This window comes from Anabaena sp. CCY 9910 (assembly GCF_963920875.1).
Taxonomy (GTDB): domain Bacteria; phylum Cyanobacteriota; class Cyanobacteriia; order Cyanobacteriales; family Nostocaceae; genus Trichormus; species Trichormus variabilis.
In genome coordinates, this window is record NZ_CAWUDJ010000007.1 from 160,378 (window position 1) to 185,383 (window position 25,006).

Below are 25,006 nucleotides of genomic sequence, written 5' to 3' on the forward strand. Positions count from 1 at the left end.
GGTCTCAAGAAGGTCGATTTATGAAAGAAGAGCTCAACATTCTCATTCAAGCTCAATACCCACTAATCTACCTTGTGACCTCCGAGGAAGAGCGGGCAGAGCAGGCAATTTCCACAATCGCCCAAGTGTTAAGGCCCCAACGCCGAGTTTTTGTTTGGACAGTAACTCATGGCATCGTGGAGTATGGTCAACCCCGGAATGTCGGTCAACATAATACTGTCTCGCCAGAGGCAGCAATAGACTGGATCATCCGGCAGAAAGAACCTGGTATATTTATTCTTAAAGATTTACATCCATTTATTGATGCTCCCGCGACTACAAGATCATTACGAGATGCGATCGCCAGTTTCAAAGGTATGCAAAAGAACATCATTTTGATGTCGCCGATGCAGCAAGTGCCTATAGAACTGGAAAAAGAAGTAGTCGTTCTAGATTTCAAACTACCAGATATGTCTGAGTTAAACAAAGTTTTAACTCACCATTTAGACCAGAGTCGTGGCAGACGCTTGACCACAGAAGCGCGGGAAAAGCTCCTCAGAGCAGCTTTGGGCTTAACCAAAGATGAAGCTGAGAAAGTTTATCGCAAAGCCCAAGTAACTACAGGGCGTTTAACCGAAGAAGAAGTAGATATAGTTCTATCTGAGAAAAAGCAACTAATTCGGCGTAATGGCATCTTAGAATACATCGAAGAAGATGAAACCATCGACGCTGTGGGTGGCTTAGAAGAATTAAAAAAATGGCTCAAACAACGCTCAAATGCGTTTACAGAAAGAGCTAGAGAGTATGGCTTACCCCAACCAAAAGGAATGTTAATTTTAGGGGTTCCTGGTTGCGGTAAGTCGTTAATCGCCAAAACAACATCCCGCCTGTGGGGTTTACCACTGTTGCGTTTGGATATGGGGCGAGTTTACGACGGCTCAATGGTGGGGCGGAGTGAAGCTAATCTGCGTAATGCCCTGAAAACAGCAGAATCTATCTCACCAGCCATTCTCTTCATCGATGAACTGGATAAATCCTTTGCTGGTAGTTCAGGTTCTGGTGATTCCGATGGCGGTACATCCAGCCGGATATTTGGTTCTTTCCTCACATGGATGCAGGAGAAAAAATCTCCAGTGTTTGTTATGGCGACAGCCAACCGAGTAGAACGCTTACCTGGGGAATTTTTGAGGAAAGGTCGTTTTGATGAAATTTTCTTTGTGGATCTGCCCACACCTGAAGAAAGGAGTGATATATTCAAGATCCACCTGAATAAACGCCGCGAAGACATCACCCGGTTTGATTTGGAGCAACTTGCCAAGATGTCCGATGGCTTTTCCGGGGCAGAAATTGAACAAGCGTTAGTTGCGGCAATGTACGAAGCCTTTGCCCAAGACCGCGAGTTCACCCAATTAGATATTATTGCTGCGCTTAAAGCTACATTGCCACTGTCTCGCACGATGCAAGAACAGGTAACAGCCCTAAGAGACTGGGCTAGACAGAGGGCAAGACCCGCCGCAGCCTCCGTCGCTGAATACCAGCGCATGGAGTTTTAAAAGCTTTCCCTGCTAACCCAGGGGGAAAGGCTAGCCAAAAAAGCTAGCAGTTACGAGAAAAAAGCCGCTCCCACATTATGCGCGGCTTCCCTGAAAAAAAACGTTGTCCTTTTTCTCAATCTTCTCATTGGAGGAAACCCAAATGTCTCACTTTAGCACTCTCCGCACCAAAATCACCGATGCCGAAATCCTCAAAGCTTCCTTGCGCGACCTGGGCATCAGCGTAAAGACTGAAGCTGATGTTCGTGGTTACAATGGTCAGCGCGTTCGCTCCGACATCGTTGCAGTTTTGGACGGCGAATATGATCTAGGTTGGTCTCGCAACAGCGATGGTTCTTTTGACCTAATCGCTGACCTGTGGGGCGTTGCTAAAAAGCACAACCAAACCGAGTTGATCAACTCCATCAACCAAAAATATGCTGTTAACAAAACCTTGGCTGAAGTAAAACAGCGCGGTTTACAAAACGCCAATGTGAAGTTGGTATTGCAATAACAATTTCTCTGCGCGTTCCCAAAGCTGCACGGGTTAACCACGTCATAGCGGTTAGCCCGCTTTTTTTATGCTTCTTCTACTCCAGCAAATTCCAAAAGTAACCATCTGGTGCAATGAAAGAGAAACTTTTTTCTCGAAATTCATTTTCAATAATACTAGTAAACTTTTGTACAGGACTGGACTTGATGCGATCGCTATATGTTGCCAATCCTCGCACGCGGTAAGTGTAAAGAGACATCCCCAAGCTACCAGGCTGGGCGGCTTCAAAGCGTGACTCTAAATTCATGGCTTCGGGAAAGCGAATCACATAAAGTCTCCCACTACGTGCAGCCATAAAGTCAGACTGGGAAGAACGGGGGTCATCAAAGGTAGTGACAATAAACTTTTCCCCTGGTTTCAGGTCAAATAAATCCCGACCGGCTGGTGAAGATTCATAACTAGTTTCCACATCATCACGCACACGCAACAAGCCCAAAACCTCTTCATAAAATTTCAGGCTTTCCTTGCTGTCATCTTGAACAATAATACCCATATGGGTAAACTGGCTGGTCTTAAATGTGCTAGCTTGGTGAATTTCTCCGTAATGGGGTAGAGTATAGCCAAACCGTTGGAACAATACCTGACGAGTCAAGGGTTGCAAGAGTAACATTTCTCTCACTCCCACGGCTGGATCAATAAGAGGACGGCTTTTTCTCTCTTTGTTATAAATGACTTCCCAATAAGGGTAACTGTACCTCACAGCCCAACCGGAGGACTTTGCATCTTCTGCGTGATTTAAGACTGTTAATATATCCGCAGTTAAGCTAGTAGCCCAGCGATTACCCTTAATTTTCATTGAAGATAAACCCAACCCTGGATTTGTGGGGTTTTGCCAAACCATCAACCGAATCAAACCATGATCTGCATTTTGGTGATAAAGGCGAATTGATCGCAAACCAGAATTTACACCATACAATTGATACGCGGCGGCCTGGGCTAATTCACCAACTTGACCAATACGATAGCCAAATTGCTCCCAATATTGAATCGCAAAAATGGGATCGGGAACGCCTATACATACTTCATATATACCAGCGATCGCCAAAGGCGGGGCGTAGCCCATCGCTGTTTCTTGCCCCTGAGTCATGCCAAATTCATATTGATCTTGCCTAGACTAGTCTACACTTTAGGAAATGGATGGTGTTTGTATCAAGTTAGAAATGCGATTTAAATCTTGTAGGACTGTCGTAGCAGATTGGTAGCGATCGCTAAAATGATAACGCACCATCTTATCTAAAATTAGTGCTAGTTCTTCGCTAACTGTGGCATGACTCCGCCACATCACATTTCCCGTTTCCGGGTCTGGTGGAAGTTCTTGGGGTAATATTCCCGTGAGTGCTTGAATCCCCATCATCCCCACAGCGTAAATATCACTAGCCAAACGGGGATGTCCTGCAAATTGTTCTGGTGGTGCATAACCGCGTGTCCCGATGGCTACCGTAGCTAATTCTGTTTTTTGATCAGTTGGTGGCTGCATCAACTTGACTGCACCAAAATCGATTAATACTAAGCGATTATCTTCCGCCGACCTAATAATATTAGTTGGTTTGACATCCCGATGAATTACCCGATGTTCGTGTACAAATGCCAAAACCTCTAAAACTCCTTTGAGCATTTCTATGACAAAAGCTTCACTCTGTAAACCTGTGACAGGTGGTAATTCCTCATACAAAGTATGCCCAGCAATATACTGTTCTACTAAATAAAATTCTTCATTCACTTCAAAATAAGCCAGCAGCGCCGGAATTTGCTGATGCTGACCCAAAGATTCTAAAATTTCTGCTTCTGTAATAAACAAACGCCGCGCCACTTGCAAAAACTTTGTATCTTTGCGTGCTGGCATTAACTTTTTTACCACACAAGTAGGATTCCCTGGTCTTTGAGTATCTTGTGCTAGATATGTACGACCGAATCCACCAGCACCCAGTACACTGGAAATGGAATAACGACCACCCAATAATAAATCATCAGCTTTTTTTCTGGGTGTGACCACAACAGAATCATGGTGAGAGTGTTGGTCATAGAACGCTGTAGTATCTGCTATTGCTGTTGCTTCGTTCAAGAGGATGTTTAACTGCTCAATTACCTCTTGTTGTTTCTCCACTTGCAACATGATTACCTTAGTTTGTTGCTGAGTGCGGTAAGTTCTATAAGTCATCACACTCACTCCACTCATAACTAAAGTTAAAGCTGGTGGAATTAAAGGTATCCACCCAGCGTGCAGAAATAAACCAGCGCAAATTATTACTAAACCCGTTAAGACTATACCTAAAACTACGACGACTAGTAAAGGATGCTTGAGCCGCCACGCCAAAATGCTACCTACTAATGACCAAGCCCACAGCCAAAGCAATTCAGCCCAGTCAGGCCAGTACCAAATCAGAGGTCGTCCATCTAATACTGTACTCAGTAGCTGACTAGCGATTTGTGTATGTATAAAAACTGATGGGGTTCTGGTTGGTTGCCCTTTTGCGGCACTATAAGGTGTATATAAACCTGGATGAATACTAGATGCAGTGGTGCCAATAATTACCAAACGGTCTTTGACTAAGTTAGGGTTAACTTGGTTGTTTAAAACTTCTGTCAGGGTGAATGTTGGAGCTAGATAATTAGGATGACGATAATTGAGTAATATTTGATAACCTTTAGCATCCACACCTTTGTAACTACCAGAATTAGGTGTCAGGATAGGAAAGGCAGTTTTACCAAGATGAAATTGATGTTTTTCAAAATCGACGTGAATACCTGTTTGTTCTAGGTAGGTAATTGCGGCTAAACCTGCAATTGAGAATTGTGTCGCACATTTACTATCATTGGGTTCAGAAAACACCAAAGCACGGCGAACAACTTGGTCTTCCTCAATATCAGAAATCACATCGTTATAGCCGATATTCTCCGGCGGGAAATTTGGCGGTGGTGGTACTTCTGACCTACCCATACTGCTTGATAAGCAGGCGCTGATAATATTGGTGGGATTTTCCAGTCCCGCCCCTAGATTTGTCTGCTCTGGTCGGTAAAGATTGAGAGCAATGACACGGGGTTGATAGGATGCGAGTTTAGTTAACAGTCGATTGATGGTATCATCAGCTAAAGTCCAACCTTTTTTTGCTAGATCCTCTTCAGTAACTGTGACTAGTAGAATTCGTGAATCAGGTGGTTCAACAGGACGCGATCGCAACATCTGATCATAAGCTTTTAATTCCCAAGACTGTAACCATTTCAGTTCCCTAACTCCCCACACCAAAGCCGTGACTCCCAAACTAGTGACTAAAATTATTTGCCACCAGTTCTTGTTAACAGAAGTGTCACGGTAACTTTTATCCTTAATGAAAGCAGCGCGGAGTTTGTTTGATATTCCAATAATCACAGGATTGGGGCAGTAGCCAAAATTTTGTTACAAGCTGACCAACTAGAGCTTTCTTTAATTTAGCAAGTTACTGGCTACAGGCGATCGATAGTCATTAGTTATTCATCATTAGTCAACTGCTATTCCTCATCTCCCCCAGTCTACTACCTACGCCCCTTCATCTTCTTCAACCAAATTAGAAACTGGGGAGGGTAAATTTAACTGGGGTTCTTCGAGTGAAGCATTAATGCTTACATCAGTGAAATAGTAGCCAATAATCTTGTCATAGTTGGAAGCAACAGCCAAGAAGGCCCCACCAAGTATGTAAATGGGTAATGGTAGGGCAAATCCTTTCACCCAATCAAATAACTCTGCTAGGGCAAACAAAACCACAAAACAAGCAAGCCAAACCCTCATTCTTTCATCCTCCCTGCAAGCATCTCTACTAATAGGGTAAATAGCCTGCATGATACTTGATGTTCAATTTAACCACAACTCTTAGAGAATGTTTTCAAAATTATCCGAGAGAATCGATATTATTTAACAATGACTGACTGTTGACAAGTCAACAACGGTTGAGCCGATCGCAATACTGCATCCAATAAACCAGGAAACAAAGCCTCTAGGTCTTCATACCGCAATCTATTGATGTGCTGTGTCCCTTCTTTACGGGTCAGAACTACTCCTGATTCTCGCAAAATCTTGAAGTGGTTAGACATAGTGGATTTGGCGATCGCAAAATCAAACTCAGCACAACACTGCTCCCCCTTGCTTGCTAACAACCGCACAATCTCCAATCGTGCTGGATCACCTAAGGCATACAGCACTCCTGGTAAAGAAATATCTTTTCGGTCTGGATGATACAGAAATCTCATAGTTGCATTATCTCTGAAAATGAATTATATTTTCATTATTCGATAATATCGAATAAACGAATTAAGGGGCAAGTAATATGTCATCCATTACAAATGTTACAGAAGCCACATTCAAGCAAGAAGTTCTGGATAGCAACGTTCCAGTTCTCGTGGACTTTTGGGCCCCTTGGTGCGGCCCTTGTCGGATGGTAGCGCCGGTTGTGGATGAAGTGGCTAGCGAATACGAAGGACTAGTGAAAGTGGTAAAACTGAATACAGATCAAAATCCCACTGTTGCCAGTCATTACGGAATTCGTAGCATTCCTACACTAATGGTGTTTAAGGGAGGAAGGCAAGTTAATACAGTAGTAGGCGCTGTTTCCAAGACCACATTGACTAAGACTTTAACACAGCATATTCAAGAAGCGTAACCCGCATTTATCACAAGCTTCAGGTGTTTGATGAAGCAGAGAGGCAAAGGGAAATAACCTGTATAAGAACTCTCCTCTGCTCCCTGCTTCTATCTTCCCAGTATCCACACCCCAATTACGAGAAACTGAGATTATGTCTACCAATATCAACCTATTCTCTTCCTACCAATTAGGAGAACTAAAATTACCTAACCGGATAGTGATGGCTCCCTTAACCAGACAAAGAGCTGGTGAGGGTAATGTACCACATCAACTTAATGCTATCTACTATGGTCAACGCGCTTCAGCAGGATTAATTATTGCCGAAGCCACCCAAGTGACACCCCAAGGACAAGGGTATCCCCATACACCAGGCATTCATTCCCCAGAACAAGTAGCAGGGTGGAAACTAGTAACTGATACTGTACATCAGCAAGGTGGCAGAATTTTTCTGCAACTGTGGCACGTCGGCAGAATATCTCATCCTGACTTGCAACCAGATGGAGAGTTACCTGTAGCACCTTCAGCCATTGCGCCTAAAGGTGAGGTGTTAACTTATGAAGGCAAGAAACCCTATGTTACGCCTCGCGCTTTAGAGACATCAGAAATTCCCGGCATTGTCGAACAATATCGCCAAGGAGCAGCAAACGCCCTAGCGGCTGGGTTTGATGGTGTAGAAATTCATGCTGCGAATGGTTATTTAATTGACCAGTTTCTCAGGGATGGGACGAATCAACGTACAGACGAGTATGGGGGTGCGATTGAAAATCGCGCCCGACTTTTATTAGAAGTAACCGAGGCGATAACAAGTGTGTGGGATTCCCAACGGGTAGGAGTCAGACTATCGCCTAGTGGGACATTTAACGATATCCGTGACTCTCATCCTTTAGAAACCTTTGGTTACGTAGCTCAAGCATTAAACCGCTTCAATCTGTCCTATTTACATATCTTTGAAGCTATAGACGCAGACATTAGACATGGTGGCACAATTGTACCTACTAGCCATCTACGCGATCGCTTTACAGGTACACTCATTGTTAATGGTGGTTATACCCGTGAAAAAGGCGATACTGTCATAGCCAACAAAGCAGCAGATTTAGTTGCCTTTGGGACGCTGTTTATCTCCAATCCTGATTTACCTGAACGCCTAGAGGTGAACGCACCACTCAATCAGGCAGACCCCACAACCTTTTATGGTGGTGGCGAAAAAGGCTATACAGATTATCCATTTTTAGAGGTTGCTAGCAAATAGGGATTAATTCTTGTACTCTACTGGCAGGTAAACTTTTACTGCGCTGCGCTTTTCAGTTGTCAGTTATTTTTCATAGCATCATCAATCATACGGGAGAATCTCATGAGTACCATCACCCAAATTCAACCGCTAGATGTACCCAGCGCTATAGTTCAGCGTCGCTCGATTAAAACTTTTAAAACAGACCCCATTGCCCCAGAATTACTGAAACAACTAGTAGACTTGACTGTAGCCGCACCCAGTAGCTTTAACATTCAAGATTGGCGAATTATTTTAGTTCAAGATGAGGCGCAAAAAGCAGCCCTTTCTGCCGCCTCTTGGAACCAAAAACAAATTATCGAAGCACCTGTAACTTTTGTTTTCGCTGCCGATTCCAGCGTCGGCGAAGGAGACTTAACCCCGGTTTTTGAAACAGCGTTAGCCACTGGGGCTTGGAATGAAGGGACTGTGAATTATTTTAGAAATGCTATTCCCCAATTTCAAGCAGGACTGGGAGATAAGCGCCGGGAATATGCGATTAAAGATGCCATTATTGCTGCTACCCATTTGGTATTAGCAGCAGAAAGTTTAGGCTTATCCACCTGCTTTATGAACGGCTGGATTGAAGACCAAGTGAAAGAAGTAATTGGTGCGGCGGATAATTCCGATTTAGCGATCGCTGTTTTAGTTCCTGTAGGCTATGCAGCAGAACCACGTTTAAATCCAGGTCGTCTGCCATTGTCTAACAATGTCTCTGTAGACAGAATTGATAATCCCTATGTAGGTTAGGGAGTAGGGAGGGGGGAAAATTTTTGTGAGTACGTCCTGACGAATACAGACACAAGGCAAAAACAAATGCTATTTGAGGCTTATAGGAGTCCGATTTGATTATTGTTGGCGTAGCCTGTGCTGGCGCATCAAAATCTAAGTATCTGTAGGTAAGGCCACTGGCGTTATCGGGGAACCCGTAAGGGCGCAGTGGCTCCCCTACTTAAGATTTTAGAAATCAAGTATGAATCCTATATATACTGGCTAAAAATTTTTGACTTTTAGAAAAATTCAACCCATGCCAACAACAGCTTTAATAGTAGGAGCAGGTAGTGGACTTAGCGCTTCCATTGCTCGCCTGTTTGCCCAAGAAGGATTTAAAGTAGCTTTAGCGGCTCGACAAATAGATAAACTAGAGCAGTTGAGTAGTGAAATTGACGCAGTTAGTTTTGTTGCGGATGCAGTCAAACCAGACGAGGTAAAGCAGTTATTTATTGATGTTGATCATAAGTTAGGTTCCCCTGGTGTGGTTGTTTATAATCCCAGTTGGCGAGTGCGGGGATCTTTAATTGATCTAGACCCTGTTGATGTGGCGAAAACTTTAGAAGTCTCGGCTTACGGAGGCTTTCTAGTAGCCCAAGAAGCAGCCAAAAGAATGTTACAGCAGGGTAGTGGTGCTATTTTCTTTACCGGAGCCTCAGCTAGCGTCAAAGGTTATCCCCACTCAGCACCCTTTGCAATGGGTAAGTTTGCCCTGCGTGGTTTAGCCCAGAGTATTGCCAGAGAACTTGCACCTAAGAATATTCATGTAGCTCATTTTGTCATCGATGGGGCAATTCGCTCTAGCCAGCGCCCAGATCCAGCAGACAATCCTGATAGTACCCTAGACCCAGATGCGATCGCTCAAACCTATCTCAATATTCTCCGCCAACCCCGTAGCGCTTGGACATGGGAAGTAGAGCTTCGTCCTTGGGTTGAGCGTTTCTAAAAGTTGATTACGCGAGCGCGTGTTAGTTATTATACCAATTCACTGAAATCAAGTAAAACCCAGATAGCATCTGATTTTTTAAATTTTGAATTTTGAATTGGTATGAGTTGCTGTATCCTCAAACTGTTGCGTAAGTTGTAATGTTATATGTCTTCTAGCCACAAACTGCGGCAGTTACTTGCAAATCCTGAAATTATTGTAATTCCTGGTATCTACGATTGCCTGAGTGCCAAACTGGCTGAAAATATCGGTTTTGATGTGGTGGCTACCAGTGGTTTTGGTATTGCTGCATCTACTTTGGGTTTGCCAGATTACGGTTTTCTCACAGCTACGGAAATGCTCTACAGTGTGGGGCGTATTGCTCAGTCTGTGAGTGTTCCCCTCATTGCCGATTTAGATACTGGCTATGGCAATGCTTTAAACGTGATGCGGACTATCAAGGATGCTGTGCAGTTGGGTGTGGCGGGCGTATTGTTAGAAGACCAAGAATGGCCGAAAAAGTGCGGACATTTTGAAGGGAAGCGAGTTATACCCACATCTGAACACGCTGGCAAAATTCGTGCAGCAGTAGAGGCGCGGGGTGAGAGTGGTTTAGTCATTATTGCTCGTACCGATGCCCGTGGCCCATTGGGTTTAGAGGAAGCGATCGCCCGTGGTCATGCTTACATTGAGGCAGGCGCAGATATACTATTTGTGGAAGCTCCCCAGTCTGTGGCAGAATTGAAAGCGATCGCCTCAGCTTTCCCTCACACACCCCTAGTGGCCAATATTGTAGAAGGCGGCAAAACTCCCCCACTATCCGCATCAGAACTACAAGATTTAGGCTTTAAAATTGTGTTTTTCCCCCTTACGGGTTTATTGGCAGTAACGCAAACTTTAACAGCTTGCTTAAGTCATATCAAAGAACAGGGAACCACAGCTAATTTGACTGACATAGTGAACTTTCAAGATTTTCAAGCCCTTGTGGGCGTTCCCCAATTTCTGCAAATGGAACAAAAGTTTAAATCCTAAGTCAAATAATTATCATTTCCCGACTATGGCAAGATTAGCTAGGATCAGCATCTTGCCTGCAAGCTCAGAAGATTAGAGTGGAGTAACATTCAAACAACAAAACCCAGCAGTATCGAGGTTTTGTGATTTTTTCCTATATCTGAAATAAAGCGTATTGCCTTATACCCTTATACCCCTATACCCTTACACCCTTTTTACCCACTATCCATTTTCAATTTTCCTTCTAAATTGTGGGTACTCTATTAAATAAGCCTTATTTTTAGGTCTTTCTGCTAAATTTAACTTACCGTGACACTTTCAGAGTACAGCGTCCGTCCATTTTATGTAAGGTATCTATTAAAGTTATAAATTTGACCAAAAACTTCCCTGATAATTCCAGCATGAGCATGAAATAGCGAATATCAATTATGTATCCGAAAAATTTTTTATGCTTTTAAAACTAGCCAAAAAAAATACTATCCTTCGCTGCTTTAGTTATGTATGTATTACTTTAGCCTCTTTAATTGCAGTCCCTAGTACAAATACTAGTGCCTCAACTCAAGTAGCAGGTAATTCTCAAATTCCACAAAAACCTATAGCCATTCCTATTCCAACTCTTAGTACTAACTTGATTTGGCCTACGCAAGGATATATTTCCCAAGGCTTTCGCAAATATCAACATGAAGGAATTGATATTGCCGGCCCATCTGGAACACCCATTTTCGCGGCGGCGACTGGGAAAGTGGTTAAAGCCGGATGGGATGAATGGGGACTAGGTAATGCTATCGAAATTAAACATCCCAATGGTAGCGTCACTGTTTACGGACATAATCGCCGTTTGTTAGCCAGCAAAGGTCAACAAGTGAAACAAGGACAAATCATCGCAGAAATGGGGTCTACAGGTAATAGTACTGCACCACATTTACACTTTGAATATTATCCCAATGGGAAAGTAGCGGTTAACCCAATGACTGTTTTAGCATCTGCTACCGCCAGCAAAATTCCCTCACAACCTGTTGCTAGTAATACTGCTAAAGTTAATCAAGTCAGGCGAGTACGGGAAAATCCCCCAAGCAAACCTGAAAATAATTCTTCCCCTACTCCCTCCATCCCAATCCCCGTAGAACAGCCAGTTTCACCTGCGCAAAACATTCCCATAGCCTTTGCACCAATAGTTACTGATACGGGATGCAGTGGTTTAACGCTGCTTGAAGGTGAGACAACAAACATAGTAGTCCGAGTCTGCAACGAAAATGGGCAATTGTTTTATATTGGTGAGTTGAAACAAAATCCAACCCAACCCGTCAAAATACCAGCTTGGAGTATTGGTAAAGATAGATATCAGGCAGATAATGGTAGTTTCTCTTACGTAGTTAGTCCGGAACAAGTGGAAATTTGGCGTAATGGTAGTCAGATACGTACCGATAGTTTTTATACTTCTAATAAATAAAAACATTCTGGTTAACTATGAGTAAAAAGATGAGTCTTTGCTGATATTTCTTTAAATTTGATCAATGATAAAAAACGTGCCGACAATTGTTTTTATAAATTTTCTTACTTTTTGCTGATACATAAAGGGAAAAGACTTTATGATCAGTAGTATAAAGTACACAAATCTGGTATTTATTCTCATCTTTTAGCTGTTAGTCATAAGGTGTTCACCAATGGAATTTATTGCTTATTCCTCTATGGTCATTGCTAACCAAGAGGCAAATGGTCAGACTGAATATCTCGAATATGAACTACCAAAGTTTGATTTTAGCTGGGGCAAATTGCTCAAGTCTTCCGCTTGGCTGTCTGTAGCTGGCTTGATGGTATTGTTTACAGCCTTAACTCAAGTTAATGGTGCTTTGGCGGCATACGTGCGTACTAACGGCAGTTGTCTAAATGTGCGTACCTCTCCTAGCACCAATGCCAAAGTCGTAGACTGTATCCCTAACGGAACTCAAATCAATTCCACTGGTAACGTCAACGGTTTTGCTCGCCTATCTGGTGACAGATACGTAGCAGCTAGATGGGTGAGTGGAATGTCTGGCGGCCGTCCAACTCAACCCGGCCCTGGTGTTGGTGGAACTGTAACACTGCGCCTTGGTTCTCGTGGACAAGCAGTTTCCGCAGTGCAGAGAGCGATCGGAGTCGAACCCACAGGGTATTATGGTGCAGTAACAGCTCGGCGAGTGCGCGAGTTTCAAGCCAATAATGGCTTACGTGCAGATGGTATCGTCGGCCCAGAAACCCGCAACGCACTGTTTAGAGGGAACCAAAACCAACCACCAATCGGTGGCCCTGTAACACTAAGCTTTGGTTCTCGCGGTTCAGCAGTTTCCGAAGTACAGAGAGCGCTTGGTGTGGAACCCACAGGATATTATGGTACGGTAACAGTCCGCCGAGTGCGTGAGTTTCAAGCCAATAATGGTTTACGTGTAGATGGTGTAGTTGGGCCAGAAACTCGCAGCGCCTTATTAAGAAGTTAATAAAGTTAGCGAAATATTGTTGCCCTTACCCCATAGTTTAGAAGCTGTGGGGTAAGTTTTTACCTAGACGAAGCACTGCTATAGACAAGCACTGAGGGAATTTTAACAATTTTGTCCTGACTGTTCACAAGCACCAATACTTACCCAAGTGCTAGAACCATCTTGCCAATGTTCTTTTTTCCAAAAGAGAAAGCAATTACGTGCTAATAGTTTGTCAAACTAAAGATGATGGCATCGGCGATCGCCGATTGATTGAATTAATACCATTTTCGATGGTTGCGTTGAGTTCTGCTAGATATTGACTCTTCTACGATATATGGAGACACAAATTATCAAACCCCTGATCTGTTCTGCTTTCTGCCTCCTGTTCAATGGCATTTTGATAGGTTGCAACGATGTGGTTGGGCATGATGTCGCCTTGATAACAACGAAACAGGAAATCCCAACTTTATAAAGAAAACTGTTGGGATTACTGGTTTTCTACAAATACCCTTCATCTACAGAGCTATATGTATTAAATAAAGCTCTGCGAGTTTGAGGCCCTACTACACCATCGACAAGCAGGTTATTGTTGGCTTGAAACTCTCGGACTAACTGAACAGTTGTATTTCCGTAATAGCCTGTAGGGTTAATTCCTAAACGTCTTTGCACTTGTGATACAGCACTACCTCTAGAACCATAACTGAGTGTAAAGCGTCCACCCACTCCACCATAGTTTGGGTTGTTTGGACGATTATTGTAATTGTAGGAACCACCTACCCATCTTGCAGCTACATATCTATTTCTAGATAGGCGAACAAAGCCGTTGACTCTACCATTGTTGTTAATTCTTACACCATTGGGAATACAGTCTACAATCCTTGAACCAATGTAAGGACTTACACGCACATTTAGACAACTACCGTTAGTTCTGACATAAGCACCGAATGCTGCTGAAACTTGAGTAATCGCAGTAAAAAATACTATGAAACCAGTTAACGACAACCAAGCTGAAGACTTAAACAGTTTTGGTAAATTTAAGTTAATTTTGGGAAGTTCATAGTCAATATCTGCCTGACCATTTGCCTCTTGGTTGGCAATAAACATAGATGAATAAGCAATAAATTCCATTGATGAACACCTTGATTCAGTAAAAATAGTACAAATACAAAATTGAATAAACTTGCGTCAAACTTGTACTTTTCCAAGAAGATGAAAGATGCCGCTCAATCTTTAAGAGGTAGCAGCGATCATCAATATTTTCTGACTGCGATTTCAGTACTCAAATATTTAAGTACTTGAGCTACTAGTATTCTTCGGTAGTTTGAGAGTCAACCACAAGAGGAAATGAATCAGGCGATCACCTACGGCTAGGCAAAGCCTCTCAAAGAGAAGCCCATCGCTAAAACTGACTCATACCTGTAAATCGGGTGAAACTATCGGCAACCTTAGTGCTACATGAAATAGATTTAATTCGCATATCAAATACTTCAATCCGGCAAGTTCCTTTGGTGTTAGCAACCCGCAGGTTAGTGGTAGATGTAGCGAAACTCTGAACTTGACCTCTTAACACAAAACTATTGGGGTTGCGGGAGTTAGTACCGCGCAGCTGATTGATAGTGCCGATGTAACGTACCTCTGACTTTCTCCCCGATACCAGCCCTACATTATAATTTCGTCCATTAAAGTCTAGAGAAGCATTTGCTTGTTTACCATTGGCAAAGACAGCACCACTTGCTTGCCCTTGACCGGAAAAACTACCTCCATTGGGAACGGCATCAGCAACCTTGATGTATGAAATAAGCCCTAAACTCACTACAACAGTTCCTAAAATGGAACATGTCCAGGTATTCAATGAGCTTTTGATTGATGTATTCATGGTGGCGATCGCCTCCTGACACTTATGCTTTCCGAACAAAGGCAGTCCCGATGATACGAGTTATAATCGAATCTGATTCCTAATAATTTTAATTGTCTAGTACACCTGAACCATAGAGATATTAATTTTATTCACCGCCATCGTTAAAAATCAGGTTGTCGCTACGAATCCAACCAACTGCTCCCGATCTGGGGAACTTAACCCGACACCAATTACGTTCTCTACCACCTCTGTCTCTGTCTTGAACGCATTGTAGGTTTTGGACGCGATCGCCACCTAAACCATATCCTTTACTAGAAGAGTTAATAGTTGGCCTTGAACGCAAAGTAATTCTTCTTGAGCGACTTCCTGTGAGCCTCACCCAATTAGATCTAGCAATTAGATAAGGTTGGCTGGACTGATTGACGGAAGAAGGACTTGAGGATGCGGAAACATCATTAATTCCTTGTACTTGTGGATTAACAATATTTGCTTTAACTGAGAAAGCCGGAGCAATTGACGCTAAAAATAAAACAGTTGCCAAAAGTGAGGTTCTAATTTTCATAGTTTTGTTTCCTAAGCTAATATGATGAACGTTTCACAACTCACTCCATCTCAATTGCATCTATCACTGGAGCTAATTAGGCCGATGCACTACCCACCAGATCGGGGTTGTGCCGTTGCACTGCCCACCCTACAGATACTGAGAATTTTTTAGAGATCAAATCAATCGGATTCCTATATCACTGGAGTTAAGGAAATACAAAAAATATTACTGGTATTATATGATACCGATTTTCGCTTTTGTCACAGATTCGCGCATTGCGCTTACCGATGTTTTAAGAAAGACAAGGAACATAAAGTCTAAATTTCTTCTACAGCATTAAATTTGCCATGTTTCCTTATTTACCTCAAGTGCAGATAAATCAGTTAACTCGCCTGCACTGTTACTAAAAACACTCCCATTATTTAGACTTATTGTAAAACCAGGGCTTAACTATTACTGTGCAAGGATTTGATACTCATGTAATACTAAAATTTTGATACTAATTGCAGATATATTTAAAGGGTTTCTTAATAATAGTGTTGAATTTTATTTTTCTATATTTTATTTGTCTCAGGGCAAAAAGTATCTATTGATTAGATTACGTTGAAAAAATATTACTTAAATCAGTTAAGAGATAAATTAACCAATAAAAGTATCACATACGTCATTTAAGACGAGATTGTGAACATCTGCTTTTTTTAAAACATTCCAAATAGACAGTGATTGCTTTTTGCTATATACTCCTGTTTATTTGCACAGATATACTTATACTTTCTTAAGAATTGTTCTAAGTAGAACGATGTTAAAAAAACTAACTATGTAAAGAAAAGTAAAATAGGCTGAAACCTTCTTCCCTCCTGCCTCCGCCCAATACTAAATATTCACAGCGACCTACTTATTTATTAATGAAAATAGCAATAATTTTGTATTTGTCTATTTCTAGAATCGAACTCTTATGAGAAAATAACAATCAATTATGGTTTTTTTGATATCTACTTAGAAGAGTCAAAACTAAATTTATCTAAGCGCAGAAGATTGATTAACCGTAATAAATACTTAAAGAAATGAGAAGTAAACATCAAATTTCATCTGAATATGGTATTGAGTCCAAAGATTGAATTAAAGTAATGTGCAGATTGATGGGTGAGAAAGGCTAGAGGCTAGAGTGTTGTGCCAAATCCCAAAAATCCTTTATATCGTTGAGCATAAACATGAAAAATAATAAGCAATTTCGCGTCTCTTGGTGCTTAACTAGCAGCATCATTCTGTTGCTGGGGAATTACGCGACAGCCACTACCACTGCGTTAGGAAACCATTCTCATAGCAGGTGAAAATCTGGTGGCGAAATAAAAATCCAGTTTTTCATTAAGTGTCAGCAAGTTTCTGGGCGATGTCTATGAAGAACAAAACGCCATCATATCCCGATAAACAAAAAACAAAGAAACGAACATGAAAAAAAGTAAGCAATTTCGCCTCTCTCCCTGGTTAACTAGCAGCATGGCTCTGTTACTGGGAATTTGCACTACATCCTGTAGCATCGCTGTCAGCGATCAGCCCAAGAGCAAAGCATCTGAACCAGTTTCTCAACAGCAGTTTCCTCTGGGTTTTTCTGTAGAGAAAATGGATACTACTGTAGATCCCAAAAAAGACTTCCATCGATTTGCCGCAGGCAAATGGCTAGATGCTGCCAAGATTCCTCCTGATCAATTGAGTGTCTCCGGGTTTGAACTACGGAGGGTTCAGGTTTCCCAGCAATTAGACCAGATAACACAAGAGGCTGTCGCCCAAAGTACCAAAGCAGCAAAAGGCAGCCCATTGCAACAAGTGGGTGATTTATATACTTCGGGGATGGATGTGAAGCGGTTAGAAAGTTTGCGAGTCTCTCCCATAAAGCCACTATTTGACCGTGTTGGGGCGATCAATTCGTCCCAACAGTTAACAAAAACCCTTGCCCAGCTACAAATAACATTTAGTAATCCAATCATTGTGCAGGTGGGCGTAAGTCCAGATCGGCAAAATAACAAAATCAATACAATTTACCTAGCTGGTAGTAGCCTGAGCTTACCAACTCAAGAGGATTATTTGAGTGCAAACAGAGATGCTATCCGCAAAGCCTATTTGGATTATGTGACAGCCACCTTGACAATTGCTGGAAACTTTCCAGAAGAAGCGATATCCGCAGCCAAAAAGATTTTAGAAATCGAGACTCGCATTGCCAGCAAGCAACTTACCCCTGCCGAGCAGAGAGATCCCAACCGCATATATAAAAAGATGTCTTTTGCCCAGATTCAGGCTTTATTGTCAAATTTAGATATGAAGCTATATTTTCAGGAGTTGAGATTACCTACTAACGGAAATGTCGTTGTTGTCGATGCTGGCTCATTGGTAGAGATCAACAGGATACTGAAAGAATACCCGCTCAATGACATCAAGACTTATTTGCGTTGGGGTTTGTTAAACCAAAACATCGCCTACTTAACCCCGGCATTTGACAAGCCTTTACTTGCCTTGAACAAGGCATATTATGGCAAAGAATTTGAATTTGAGCCGCGTAACAAACGTGTGATTGATATCGTCTCCGAAAAATATGGTCATCCCTTGTCTCAACTCTATGTCAAGAAATATTTTTCTCCCGAAGCCAAAAAACAGGTAGAGGGAATAATCCAGCAGATTAAAACTTTGTTCAGAGCGCGGCTGGCAGCAAATAAATGGCTAACTGATGCTACCCGCAAGTCAGCACTGGAGAAAATAGACCGAATGGTAATCAAAGTAGGGTATCCAGAGAAATGGATCGATTATTCCAGTGTTGATATTCGCCGAGATGACTTTTTTGGTAACGTGATCCGAACCAATGAATTTCTCAATCGCCGCGATCTGTCCCAGTTTGGTAAACCCGTTACCCGCGATGAATTTTCCGTTCCGAGATACACATTACCTATTGTTATTAATGCAGGTTACAATCCTGGCATCAACGGAATTGAGATTCCTGCGGCTTTCCTACAACAACCATTTTTCGATCCCAAAGCCGATGCAGCCGTGAACTTTTGTACGATGGGAGCTGTGATTGGACATGAAATTACTCACGGCTTTGACAGTCAAGGGCGGCTCTACAATGCTCAAGGTAATCTGCAAAATTGGTGGACTGAAGAAGATGCGGGCAAATTCGTAGCCCAGGCTGACAAACTGGTGAAGCAGGCTGATGCTTTTGAAGTGCTACCGGGAGTGAGATTGAACGGAAAGCTGACGGTCGGGGAAAATCTGGCTGATGTTGGTGGTGTCAGCCTAGCTTATCAAGCACTAGAGCAGTATTTGCAGAAAAATCCCCAAGCCAATCAAAAGATTAATGGCTATACACCCCAACAGCGTTGCTTTATTGCTTGGTCGCAGTTATGGGCTACGAAAGAAAATGAAGGCGCTCTCCGCCAAAATACAGCAACCGATGGGCATCCAGTCGGTGCTTATCGAGGCATTGCTCCTTTCCAACATGAGGATGGATTTTTCAAAGCCTTTGACATCAAACCGGGCGATCCCTTGTGGCGCGATGAGAAAGACCGCGTGAAGATTTGGTAGGGAATCTGAGATCCATAGAACTAAAAAGCAGATTAAGCAAGTACTGGAGCGGGCGATCGCCAATCTGCCCCATCCCGTTAATTCCTGAGCAAATCCCTTTTTTCCACAGAACAGCCTTATTAACCGTTGATTAGGAGTCTTGACTATGCAAATTGAATTGATGTACCAGCACGCCTACACCCTGGGGCGCATACGCCTAGCAAAGGGAGAGCAGGTGCGGGTAGAGGCCGCCTCGATGGTGGGCATGTCTGACGGCGTTACCCTAGAGACCAAGGCTATGGGGGGCTTTATGCAATCGTTGAAGCGATCGCTCCTCGGTGGCGAAAGCTTTTTCCAAAATATCTACACGGCTCCGAGCCAGGGGGGTGAGGTGCTGGTGGCTCCCTCCCTCCCTGGCGACCTAACAATTCTCGACATCACCGAGCCGATGCTGGTGCAGTCGGGGGCCTACGTGGCATCCGCCATAGGGGTTGAGATTGACTCAAAGTGGGGCGGCTCGAAGTCATTCTTTGGTACGGGTGGGGGGCTGTTTATGCTGCGCGCCCAGGGGATGGGGCAAATAGTGGTGTCCTCCTACGGGGCAATTCACGAAATTACCCTGGCGGCGGGGCAGTCCTTCACCATTGATACCGGACACCTAGTGGCGCTACCCGAATCGATGCCCTTTCAGACCCGCGCCATTGGCGGCATGAAGACCTTTCTGTTTAGCGGTGAGGGGTTCGTGGTCGATCTGACGGGGCCAGGCAAGTTTTTGATTCAGACGCGATCGCAGGATCAGTTTCTCTCTTGGTTGATTCCTAAGCTGCCCAAGTCCATCAGCAGCAGCAGTAGTAGCTGATGTTCTAGCGATGATTTTTTGGGCGTAAGCGAATGGCACTAACTGACATCTTGCACCTTCTCAATAAGCAGGTGGTGGGCAATGCCCACCCTACGAAATCATAAGGGTTTAGGGCTTCGATTTTCGCAATAAACTAATGGTGCAAGATATAAGCTAAGAAAAGCTCTAACGCTTATCAATTAAGCAGTCTGCAATTGTTTACGTAATTCTTGCCGGGGCTTGGTCAATCTGGGATAAGCTTTGGGGCGGCGTTTAGTGACTCGTGGTTCGCTGCGTGCAGGACGATCGGGAACAACCTTGTGAACAATAATTTTCAGCAAACTACGATAAAGGTGAAGGCGTTTTTTAGAGTTAGCAATCTTAAATTTGATTTTGTGATTAGATAATATTGGATGGTTCTTAATATAAGTAAATTGCTCCTGTTTCTTGTATGTCTAAAGCACGATGACTTTCATTTGGATTGTCAGCTTCTTCAACAGTAACCTCAAGAATTTGATTTTTTAATTTAACATTGTATTGCAGAAAATAATTAGCACTGCCTGCAATATTGTAATCAGGATAGATAACTAACTGTAGAGGATATTTAATATTTCGCAGAGTTACTTGCTGTTTTGGTTTAATTAAAGGCTGTTTCGCTTTTGCATCGGTTATCCCATAATCTATAGAAAAACCTGCTTTATTAATTATCAGAATACTTATAGGAGTTTTACTATTCAATCTTGCCACTGGTTGCCAAAACCCACTTTTATATGTATTCGCTGGTGGCTCTTGCGCTGTAACAGTTAAGCTATTTAAACTAGCGGTAGCAATAAGCAAGGAAGAAATAATTACAGATTTAAACATATGTAGAAACAATTCCTTAAGCTTAAGAAGAACTGGTAAATATCATACCTTTATAACGGTATATAGTTTTAACTTTTATACAAATTTCAATAAAAAATAGGAAAGCAGTTAATGTTATAAATTTAATATCACATTTATTAAAAAATTCTGGTTTGTAAATGTCTTGATTGTAGGTTTGAGCGATTAGTATTGCAGGTCGCTACAATTATTTCGCTACAAGCTCAAGATTAGAGGATTTCCGCTCTTCTCTAGTAAGTAATCCATTGTGGTCTGCCAATCTGGATATTGTTTGCTTCAAAGGCTAGGCGCACTCGTAGACGGAACTCTCGCCCAACATTCCATTGTTCCATCGGTGCCGTTTTAATCCAAACGCGCACTAGCATACCCGCGTGGGAGAGGTCATCAATGCCCAGGACTTCGGGCAATTCTGGCAGGCGATCGCGCCATTCCACTTCGCTATACAATTGCTGGGATACTTGCCTGAGAATCTCTAAAACCTGCTTCGGGTCGTTTTCATAGGCTACCACAATAGAAAAGTCTACCCGCGACCAAAGGCGGGTTAAGTTGTTGACATCAGTGATATTGCTATTAGGAATGGTAATTAACTTACCTTCGCTATTGCGTAGTTGAGTCACGCGTAGGTTGAGATTTTCCACCAGTCCGCTTTTATTCCCGATCTCAATTACATCTCCCACAGCAAATTGATCCTCCATCAAAATTAAGCAGCCATTGACCAAATCTTTCATCAAATTTTGGGAACCAAGGGAAATTGCAATACCGATGACAGCGCCCCCTGCCAAAATTGAACTAGTGGGTACATTAAAAATGTCTAGAGTCCGCAAGATACCGAAGGTAATGAAAACAAAGGTGATTAATCCTTTTAACGCCCCAGAAACTGTTGCAGATCGCAGAGTAATCCGTTGAGTTTCACTCAAAGGGAGAGAGGGATAGGTTGTCCAGACATCGATGATATAGTCAATTAAGCTTTTGCCAAGACGAATGACAATACTAGTGAAAAACCAAATAATCAGCAGCGCGAGGGGACGGGCTAAAGCTTCACTCCACCATCTCATCAGGTAGGGGACGCGAGACATGATGACCAGAATGCCGATGTACCATCCGAGAATAAACGCCCAAAACAGTAGCAAGGTGAGAAAAGAATAGATCCCCAGTTGGCGCTGGAGAGTGAACTGTCGCTGGATGATTTCTAGAAATTGCGATCGCCCATCGGCGATGGTGTGTGCCTCTGATTCGCTGGTGTCGATTGCCTGAATATTGGCCGATGTTTCTGCCTGAGAGCGTTTGACCGCAGCCTCTTTTGCCTCAGCTATATGCTCTTGATAACGAGCTTGCAATACCGTCTGTTTGCGAATTAGAGTTCGCCGCAAGAACCATAACACAACACTGCCTAACACCAAGCCGATGCTGATTTGTAGTGCCTGCCCAACCCGTTGAGACAATACCTGAGGTGAGAAGAGTTGCTCGATGCGTTCCACTTCTGCTTGTAATATTTTTTGCCACTCTTGGGCCAATTCCTCCAGTGTTTTACCATAGTAGTCAGCATCTGGCTCTGTCACTGTCACCAGCCTTAAAGAACGGGACTTTTGATCGTCATTAAGCTGGAGGATTAGGCGGTTATTCAGGGTGGCAACAGAAATTATGGCAGTTTGTTTGGCTTTGTTGGTTCTATCGAGCGCTCGCATCAGCCGTTGCGTAATTTCTTCAGCACGTACTTCCACAGGCAGACTTCCCTCTGGCGGTTGGTCGCGATTAAAAATAGTGGGAGAGACAACCTTAAATAAAAGGTTTTTGTCTAGTGGTGAATTCACATTGGCAATTTCATATTCACCGAGACGGGTAACGCCTTTAGGCGGTTTGTACGGATCGTTAGAAGCGGGGGTGGGTGATGAGGACAGTTGACTGTGGGCGATCGCACTCCAACCAAGTACTATTGCGATCGTCATCACGCTGACTAGCACAAACCGAATTATTGAATGGAGGAAGCGATTAGACAGGAACATAATCTCTGGTAAAGTGATTGGCCAACTCGATCTTGAAGCCATGCTCTACTGTATCAGGCACTCTTGATCGCCTCGGCATTTCGGCTGTAATCTACTTTAATCGACCTAACTGTGCGGCACCACGCACCCTCGCAATCTCCGCACGCGCGGCTTTGGCTGCCGGACTATCGAGACTGTCCGTAGATGCAATTGCCTCTGCAAGATCGATTGCCGCATCAAGTATGAACCCAGTGCGTTTTGCTGCGTCAGTCCCGCATGAGGACTTGATCTCTCTCAGGTAAGCTCGCCGATTTCTCGGTCGGTTGGAAATCGCATCCAGTTCGGCTTCTGTCACGATTCCGTTTGCAACATCCTCAGCCAGCAGGACGCGGACAAACTTGCGTTGACGCTGCTCGGAGAAGCGCCAAGCAAGCAAAATCGCAACCGTTCCAATGACGATGCCGATAAGCCCGAAGCCGATAAACCCCATAATGGCATCCCAACAGCTATGAGCCAGACAAGCCAACAGAAAGAAACCTACCAAAACCGCGAGCCGATGTCCGAACGAGCGATTTTTCGCTTCGAGGAAGTAGCCAAACCCCGTACCCGCAACCGCCGTGTAGAGCGAGTGACTCCAGAAACCGGCCGCTGTACGTGCTACCAATACCTGGAACGCATCAGCAACCTGCTGCGATCCGAAGCTTGCGTCGGCGGCGCCCACAATGTAAGACACGTCTTCAAAGACCTGAAAGCCAAGACCCACAAACGCACCAAGCAGAAATCCGTCGTAGGCGTTGCGGACATGGTTGCGTGCTAGTAAAGAGAGCATGACCAGCCCGACGAATTTGGAGCTTTCTTCCACGATGGGTGCGGTGAGGGCCGGACTCCAATGGTTATAAAAGTCGAAGCTGGTCAGCTTCGCAAATAGGGATAGGATTGCACCATTGCCAGGGAGCGCCATAACCCACGGCGCTACTAGTCCGCCCCAGAGAAAGCCGAGCAGCGCGAGCTTGGCTGGCTCACGTTCATAGCGATCTTTGTGCGTGAGAAACCAGATCCAAGGCAGGCAATACAGTGCCTCAGAGGAGAGGGCAATAAACAAAGCGCTGGGATAGATGGCGCTGGCGAACAAAAGTCCGCAGAAGACGTAAATGCCTTTGAGTACGAGCAACCAATACAGGTAGCACGCCGGGTTATGCGGCTGAAAAAATCGGACGGAATTGCTCCAGCCTGAACGATCGATGGCAGCCTTGCGGATTGTGTCCTCACTCTTGGAAGTGCTAGTCACGAATCGCCCTCCTTTGGTTTAAATGTAATGCTCTGAATCATGTCAGCGATCGGTTGCTCCAGTTGTGTGGAGGTAGCGGCCGGGCCCTTGACAATCACTTCGACTGCCTGACCCTTGCCATCAACGTATGCGAGCAGTAGACCAGTATAGTCGGGGCCATTAATTCTCTTAGCTACTCCGGCAACCTTTTGCAGTGTTGTAACAGGAACTAATTTACCCTCGACAATAAATTCATTCTGGTCTTTCACGATCTGGTTGAGGAGTTCCTCGGCGGTTCCCTTCCAGACACCGCTCTTGACGCTAAACGTGACGCCATCTTTGGAGACCACTGCGTTTGATGAACTCCCGACCGGGAATGGGGTCTTAGTTATCACCCAGCCTTGGGTTGGCGTAAAACTTACAGGGCCGACATTATAAACTGTCCCTGCTAAAACCTCCTTGTTATGAACAGCCTCGTTGATGGCTGGCATGACTCCCGACCATAAAAACACCACAAGATAAACGCTCACCGTCGGCCAAATGAGCCGGCGATCGAGTCCAAGCAGTCGATATTCAACCGGTACGGGGGCTTCGTGTCTTAGGGGGGACATACAATTTTCCTTTTTGCGAGGCTAGACAGACGTGAAGCTGATGAGGGTGATTTGTGTTTTGCCGTGTCTCAAAAGATGGTCGTTGGTAGCCGCCGGACTATATGGTGTTTAGACTGTTGCACTTCCAGCGAACGAGAAAACTGTTAAAAGCGATGCGATAAACGCATTGCTCCTGTGCCGCTTTTCCAGCTTTTGTTTAGTAGACTGCTCGCAAAAATAGGGGAAAGGGCTGAAATTTCCCCTTATCCTTTAACCTTTGACCTTTCTCCAACACCTTGGCATTTGTTACTTTTGCAAGATGTCTAGTATTGAAAAGCAACCATTACAAGATACCGACTGAAAGTTCAAAAGGAACCGTTCGATTTCTG

General features: G+C 43.7%; 23 protein-coding genes and 1 pseudogene. 11 read left to right on the plus strand and 13 right to left on the minus strand.

Annotated features, from left to right (window positions below; all coding sequences use genetic code 11):
• Positions 1–20 precede the first annotated feature (20 nt).
• Complete coding sequence (locus ACM5QX_RS08495) at positions 21–1,532, plus strand: AAA family ATPase (protein ID WP_011321427.1); 1,512 nt, start codon at positions 21–23, stop codon at positions 1,530–1,532.
• A gap of 142 nt (positions 1,533–1,674) precedes the next feature.
• On the plus strand, positions 1,675–2,025 hold the full coding sequence (locus ACM5QX_RS08500) for a DUF1257 domain-containing protein (protein WP_011321426.1): 351 nt from the start codon (positions 1,675–1,677) through the stop codon (positions 2,023–2,025).
• 76 nt (positions 2,026–2,101) lie between these two features.
• Here the strand turns inward: ACM5QX_RS08500 and ACM5QX_RS08505 are convergent, their stop codons facing one another.
• The 4 genes from ACM5QX_RS08505 to ACM5QX_RS08520 form a co-directional block, all read right to left on the minus strand.
• On the minus strand, positions 2,102–3,151 hold the full coding sequence (locus tag ACM5QX_RS08505) for a VOC family protein (protein ID WP_414753162.1): 1,050 nt from the start codon (positions 3,149–3,151) through the stop codon (positions 2,102–2,104).
• A gap of 39 nt (positions 3,152–3,190) precedes the next feature.
• Positions 3,191–5,431, minus strand: coding sequence for a CHASE2 domain-containing protein (locus tag ACM5QX_RS08510; protein WP_414753163.1), 2,241 nt, complete (start codon positions 5,429–5,431; stop codon positions 3,191–3,193).
• 147 nt (positions 5,432–5,578) lie between these two features.
• Positions 5,579–5,827, minus strand: a complete 249-nt coding sequence (locus ACM5QX_RS08515; RefSeq protein WP_414753164.1) for a hypothetical protein — start codon at positions 5,825–5,827, stop codon at positions 5,579–5,581.
• Positions 5,828–5,946: 119 nt separating this feature from the next.
• On the minus strand, positions 5,947–6,285 hold the full coding sequence (locus ACM5QX_RS08520) for an ArsR/SmtB family transcription factor (protein WP_011321422.1): 339 nt from the start codon (positions 6,283–6,285) through the stop codon (positions 5,947–5,949).
• 77 nt (positions 6,286–6,362) lie between these two features.
• Here ACM5QX_RS08520 and trxA point away from each other — a divergent pair, with 77 nt between their 5' ends.
• The 7 genes from trxA (at position 6,363) to ACM5QX_RS08555 (ending at position 13,125) form a co-directional block, all read left to right on the plus strand.
• Positions 6,363–6,695: a thioredoxin gene (gene trxA, locus ACM5QX_RS08525; RefSeq protein WP_010996030.1), complete on the plus strand. Its 333-nt coding sequence runs from the start codon at positions 6,363–6,365 to the stop codon at positions 6,693–6,695.
• 133 nt (positions 6,696–6,828) lie between these two features.
• Positions 6,829–7,926: an alkene reductase gene (locus tag ACM5QX_RS08530; protein WP_414753165.1), complete on the plus strand. Its 1,098-nt coding sequence runs from the start codon at positions 6,829–6,831 to the stop codon at positions 7,924–7,926.
• Between the two features lie 102 nt (positions 7,927–8,028).
• Positions 8,029–8,694: a nitroreductase family protein gene (locus tag ACM5QX_RS08535; protein ID WP_414753166.1), complete on the plus strand. Its 666-nt coding sequence runs from the start codon at positions 8,029–8,031 to the stop codon at positions 8,692–8,694.
• Between the two features lie 253 nt (positions 8,695–8,947).
• A complete protein-coding gene (locus ACM5QX_RS08540; RefSeq protein WP_414753167.1) occupies positions 8,948–9,661 on the plus strand; it encodes an SDR family NAD(P)-dependent oxidoreductase in 714 nt (237 codons plus the stop codon).
• Positions 9,662–9,808: 147 nt separating this feature from the next.
• Complete coding sequence (locus ACM5QX_RS08545; protein WP_414753168.1) at positions 9,809–10,672, plus strand: isocitrate lyase/PEP mutase family protein; 864 nt, start codon at positions 9,809–9,811, stop codon at positions 10,670–10,672.
• A gap of 427 nt (positions 10,673–11,099) precedes the next feature.
• Positions 11,100–12,101, plus strand: coding sequence for a M23 family metallopeptidase (locus ACM5QX_RS08550; RefSeq protein ID WP_414753169.1), 1,002 nt, complete (start codon positions 11,100–11,102; stop codon positions 12,099–12,101).
• A 214-nt stretch (positions 12,102–12,315) separates the two neighbouring features.
• Positions 12,316–13,125 (plus strand): peptidoglycan-binding protein, encoded by an 810-nt coding sequence (locus ACM5QX_RS08555; protein WP_414753170.1) that lies wholly within the window; start codon positions 12,316–12,318, stop codon positions 13,123–13,125.
• Positions 13,126–13,227: 102 nt separating this feature from the next.
• Here ACM5QX_RS08555 and ACM5QX_RS08560 read toward each other — a convergent pair.
• From ACM5QX_RS08560 to ACM5QX_RS08575, 4 genes and pseudogenes are all read right to left on the minus strand, one after another.
• A pseudogene (locus ACM5QX_RS08560) lies at positions 13,228–13,308 on the minus strand (molybdenum cofactor biosynthesis protein MoaE); the annotation flags it as partial.
• A 297-nt stretch (positions 13,309–13,605) separates the two neighbouring features.
• The gene (locus ACM5QX_RS08565; RefSeq protein ID WP_414753171.1) at positions 13,606–14,235 is read right to left on the minus strand and encodes a peptidoglycan-binding domain-containing protein; all 630 of its coding nucleotides are present in this window, start codon (positions 14,233–14,235) and stop codon (positions 13,606–13,608) included.
• 271 nt (positions 14,236–14,506) lie between these two features.
• Entirely contained in the window at positions 14,507–15,022 is a 516-nt protein-coding gene (locus ACM5QX_RS08570; RefSeq protein ID WP_414753172.1) for a hypothetical protein, read from the minus strand.
• Positions 15,023–15,110: 88 nt separating this feature from the next.
• Positions 15,111–15,527: an SH3 domain-containing protein gene (locus ACM5QX_RS08575; protein WP_414753173.1), complete on the minus strand. Its 417-nt coding sequence runs from the start codon at positions 15,525–15,527 to the stop codon at positions 15,111–15,113.
• Positions 15,528–16,958: 1,431 nt separating this feature from the next.
• On the opposite strand from ACM5QX_RS08575, the gene ACM5QX_RS08580 reads away from it, so the two are divergent.
• Entirely contained in the window at positions 16,959–19,079 is a 2,121-nt protein-coding gene (locus ACM5QX_RS08580) for a M13 family metallopeptidase (RefSeq protein WP_414753174.1), read from the plus strand.
• 145 nt (positions 19,080–19,224) lie between these two features.
• Positions 19,225–19,917 carry a TIGR00266 family protein gene (locus ACM5QX_RS08585; protein ID WP_414753175.1) on the plus strand — a complete coding sequence of 231 codons (693 nt, stop codon included), beginning with the start codon at positions 19,225–19,227 and terminating at the stop codon, positions 19,915–19,917.
• Positions 19,918–20,096: 179 nt separating this feature from the next.
• Here the strand turns inward: ACM5QX_RS08585 and ACM5QX_RS08590 are convergent, their stop codons facing one another.
• The 5 genes from ACM5QX_RS08590 to ACM5QX_RS08610 all read right to left on the minus strand — a co-directional run bounded on the left by ACM5QX_RS08590 (position 20,097) and on the right by ACM5QX_RS08610 (position 24,518).
• Positions 20,097–20,237, minus strand: a complete 141-nt coding sequence (locus ACM5QX_RS08590; protein ID WP_190872261.1) for a hypothetical protein — start codon at positions 20,235–20,237, stop codon at positions 20,097–20,099.
• Positions 20,238–20,316: 79 nt separating this feature from the next.
• On the minus strand, positions 20,317–20,760 hold the full coding sequence (locus ACM5QX_RS08595) for a hypothetical protein (protein ID WP_414753176.1): 444 nt from the start codon (positions 20,758–20,760) through the stop codon (positions 20,317–20,319).
• Positions 20,761–21,008: 248 nt separating this feature from the next.
• On the minus strand, positions 21,009–22,823 hold the full coding sequence (locus tag ACM5QX_RS08600; RefSeq protein ID WP_414753177.1) for a mechanosensitive ion channel family protein: 1,815 nt from the start codon (positions 22,821–22,823) through the stop codon (positions 21,009–21,011).
• Positions 22,824–22,872: 49 nt separating this feature from the next.
• Entirely contained in the window at positions 22,873–24,048 is a 1,176-nt protein-coding gene (locus ACM5QX_RS08605; protein ID WP_414753178.1) for a PrsW family intramembrane metalloprotease, read from the minus strand.
• Entirely contained in the window at positions 24,045–24,518 is a 474-nt protein-coding gene (locus ACM5QX_RS08610; protein WP_414753179.1) for a hypothetical protein, read from the minus strand. The genes ACM5QX_RS08605 and ACM5QX_RS08610 overlap by 4 nt, the downstream gene beginning before the upstream one ends.
• Positions 24,519–25,006 lie beyond the last annotated feature (488 nt).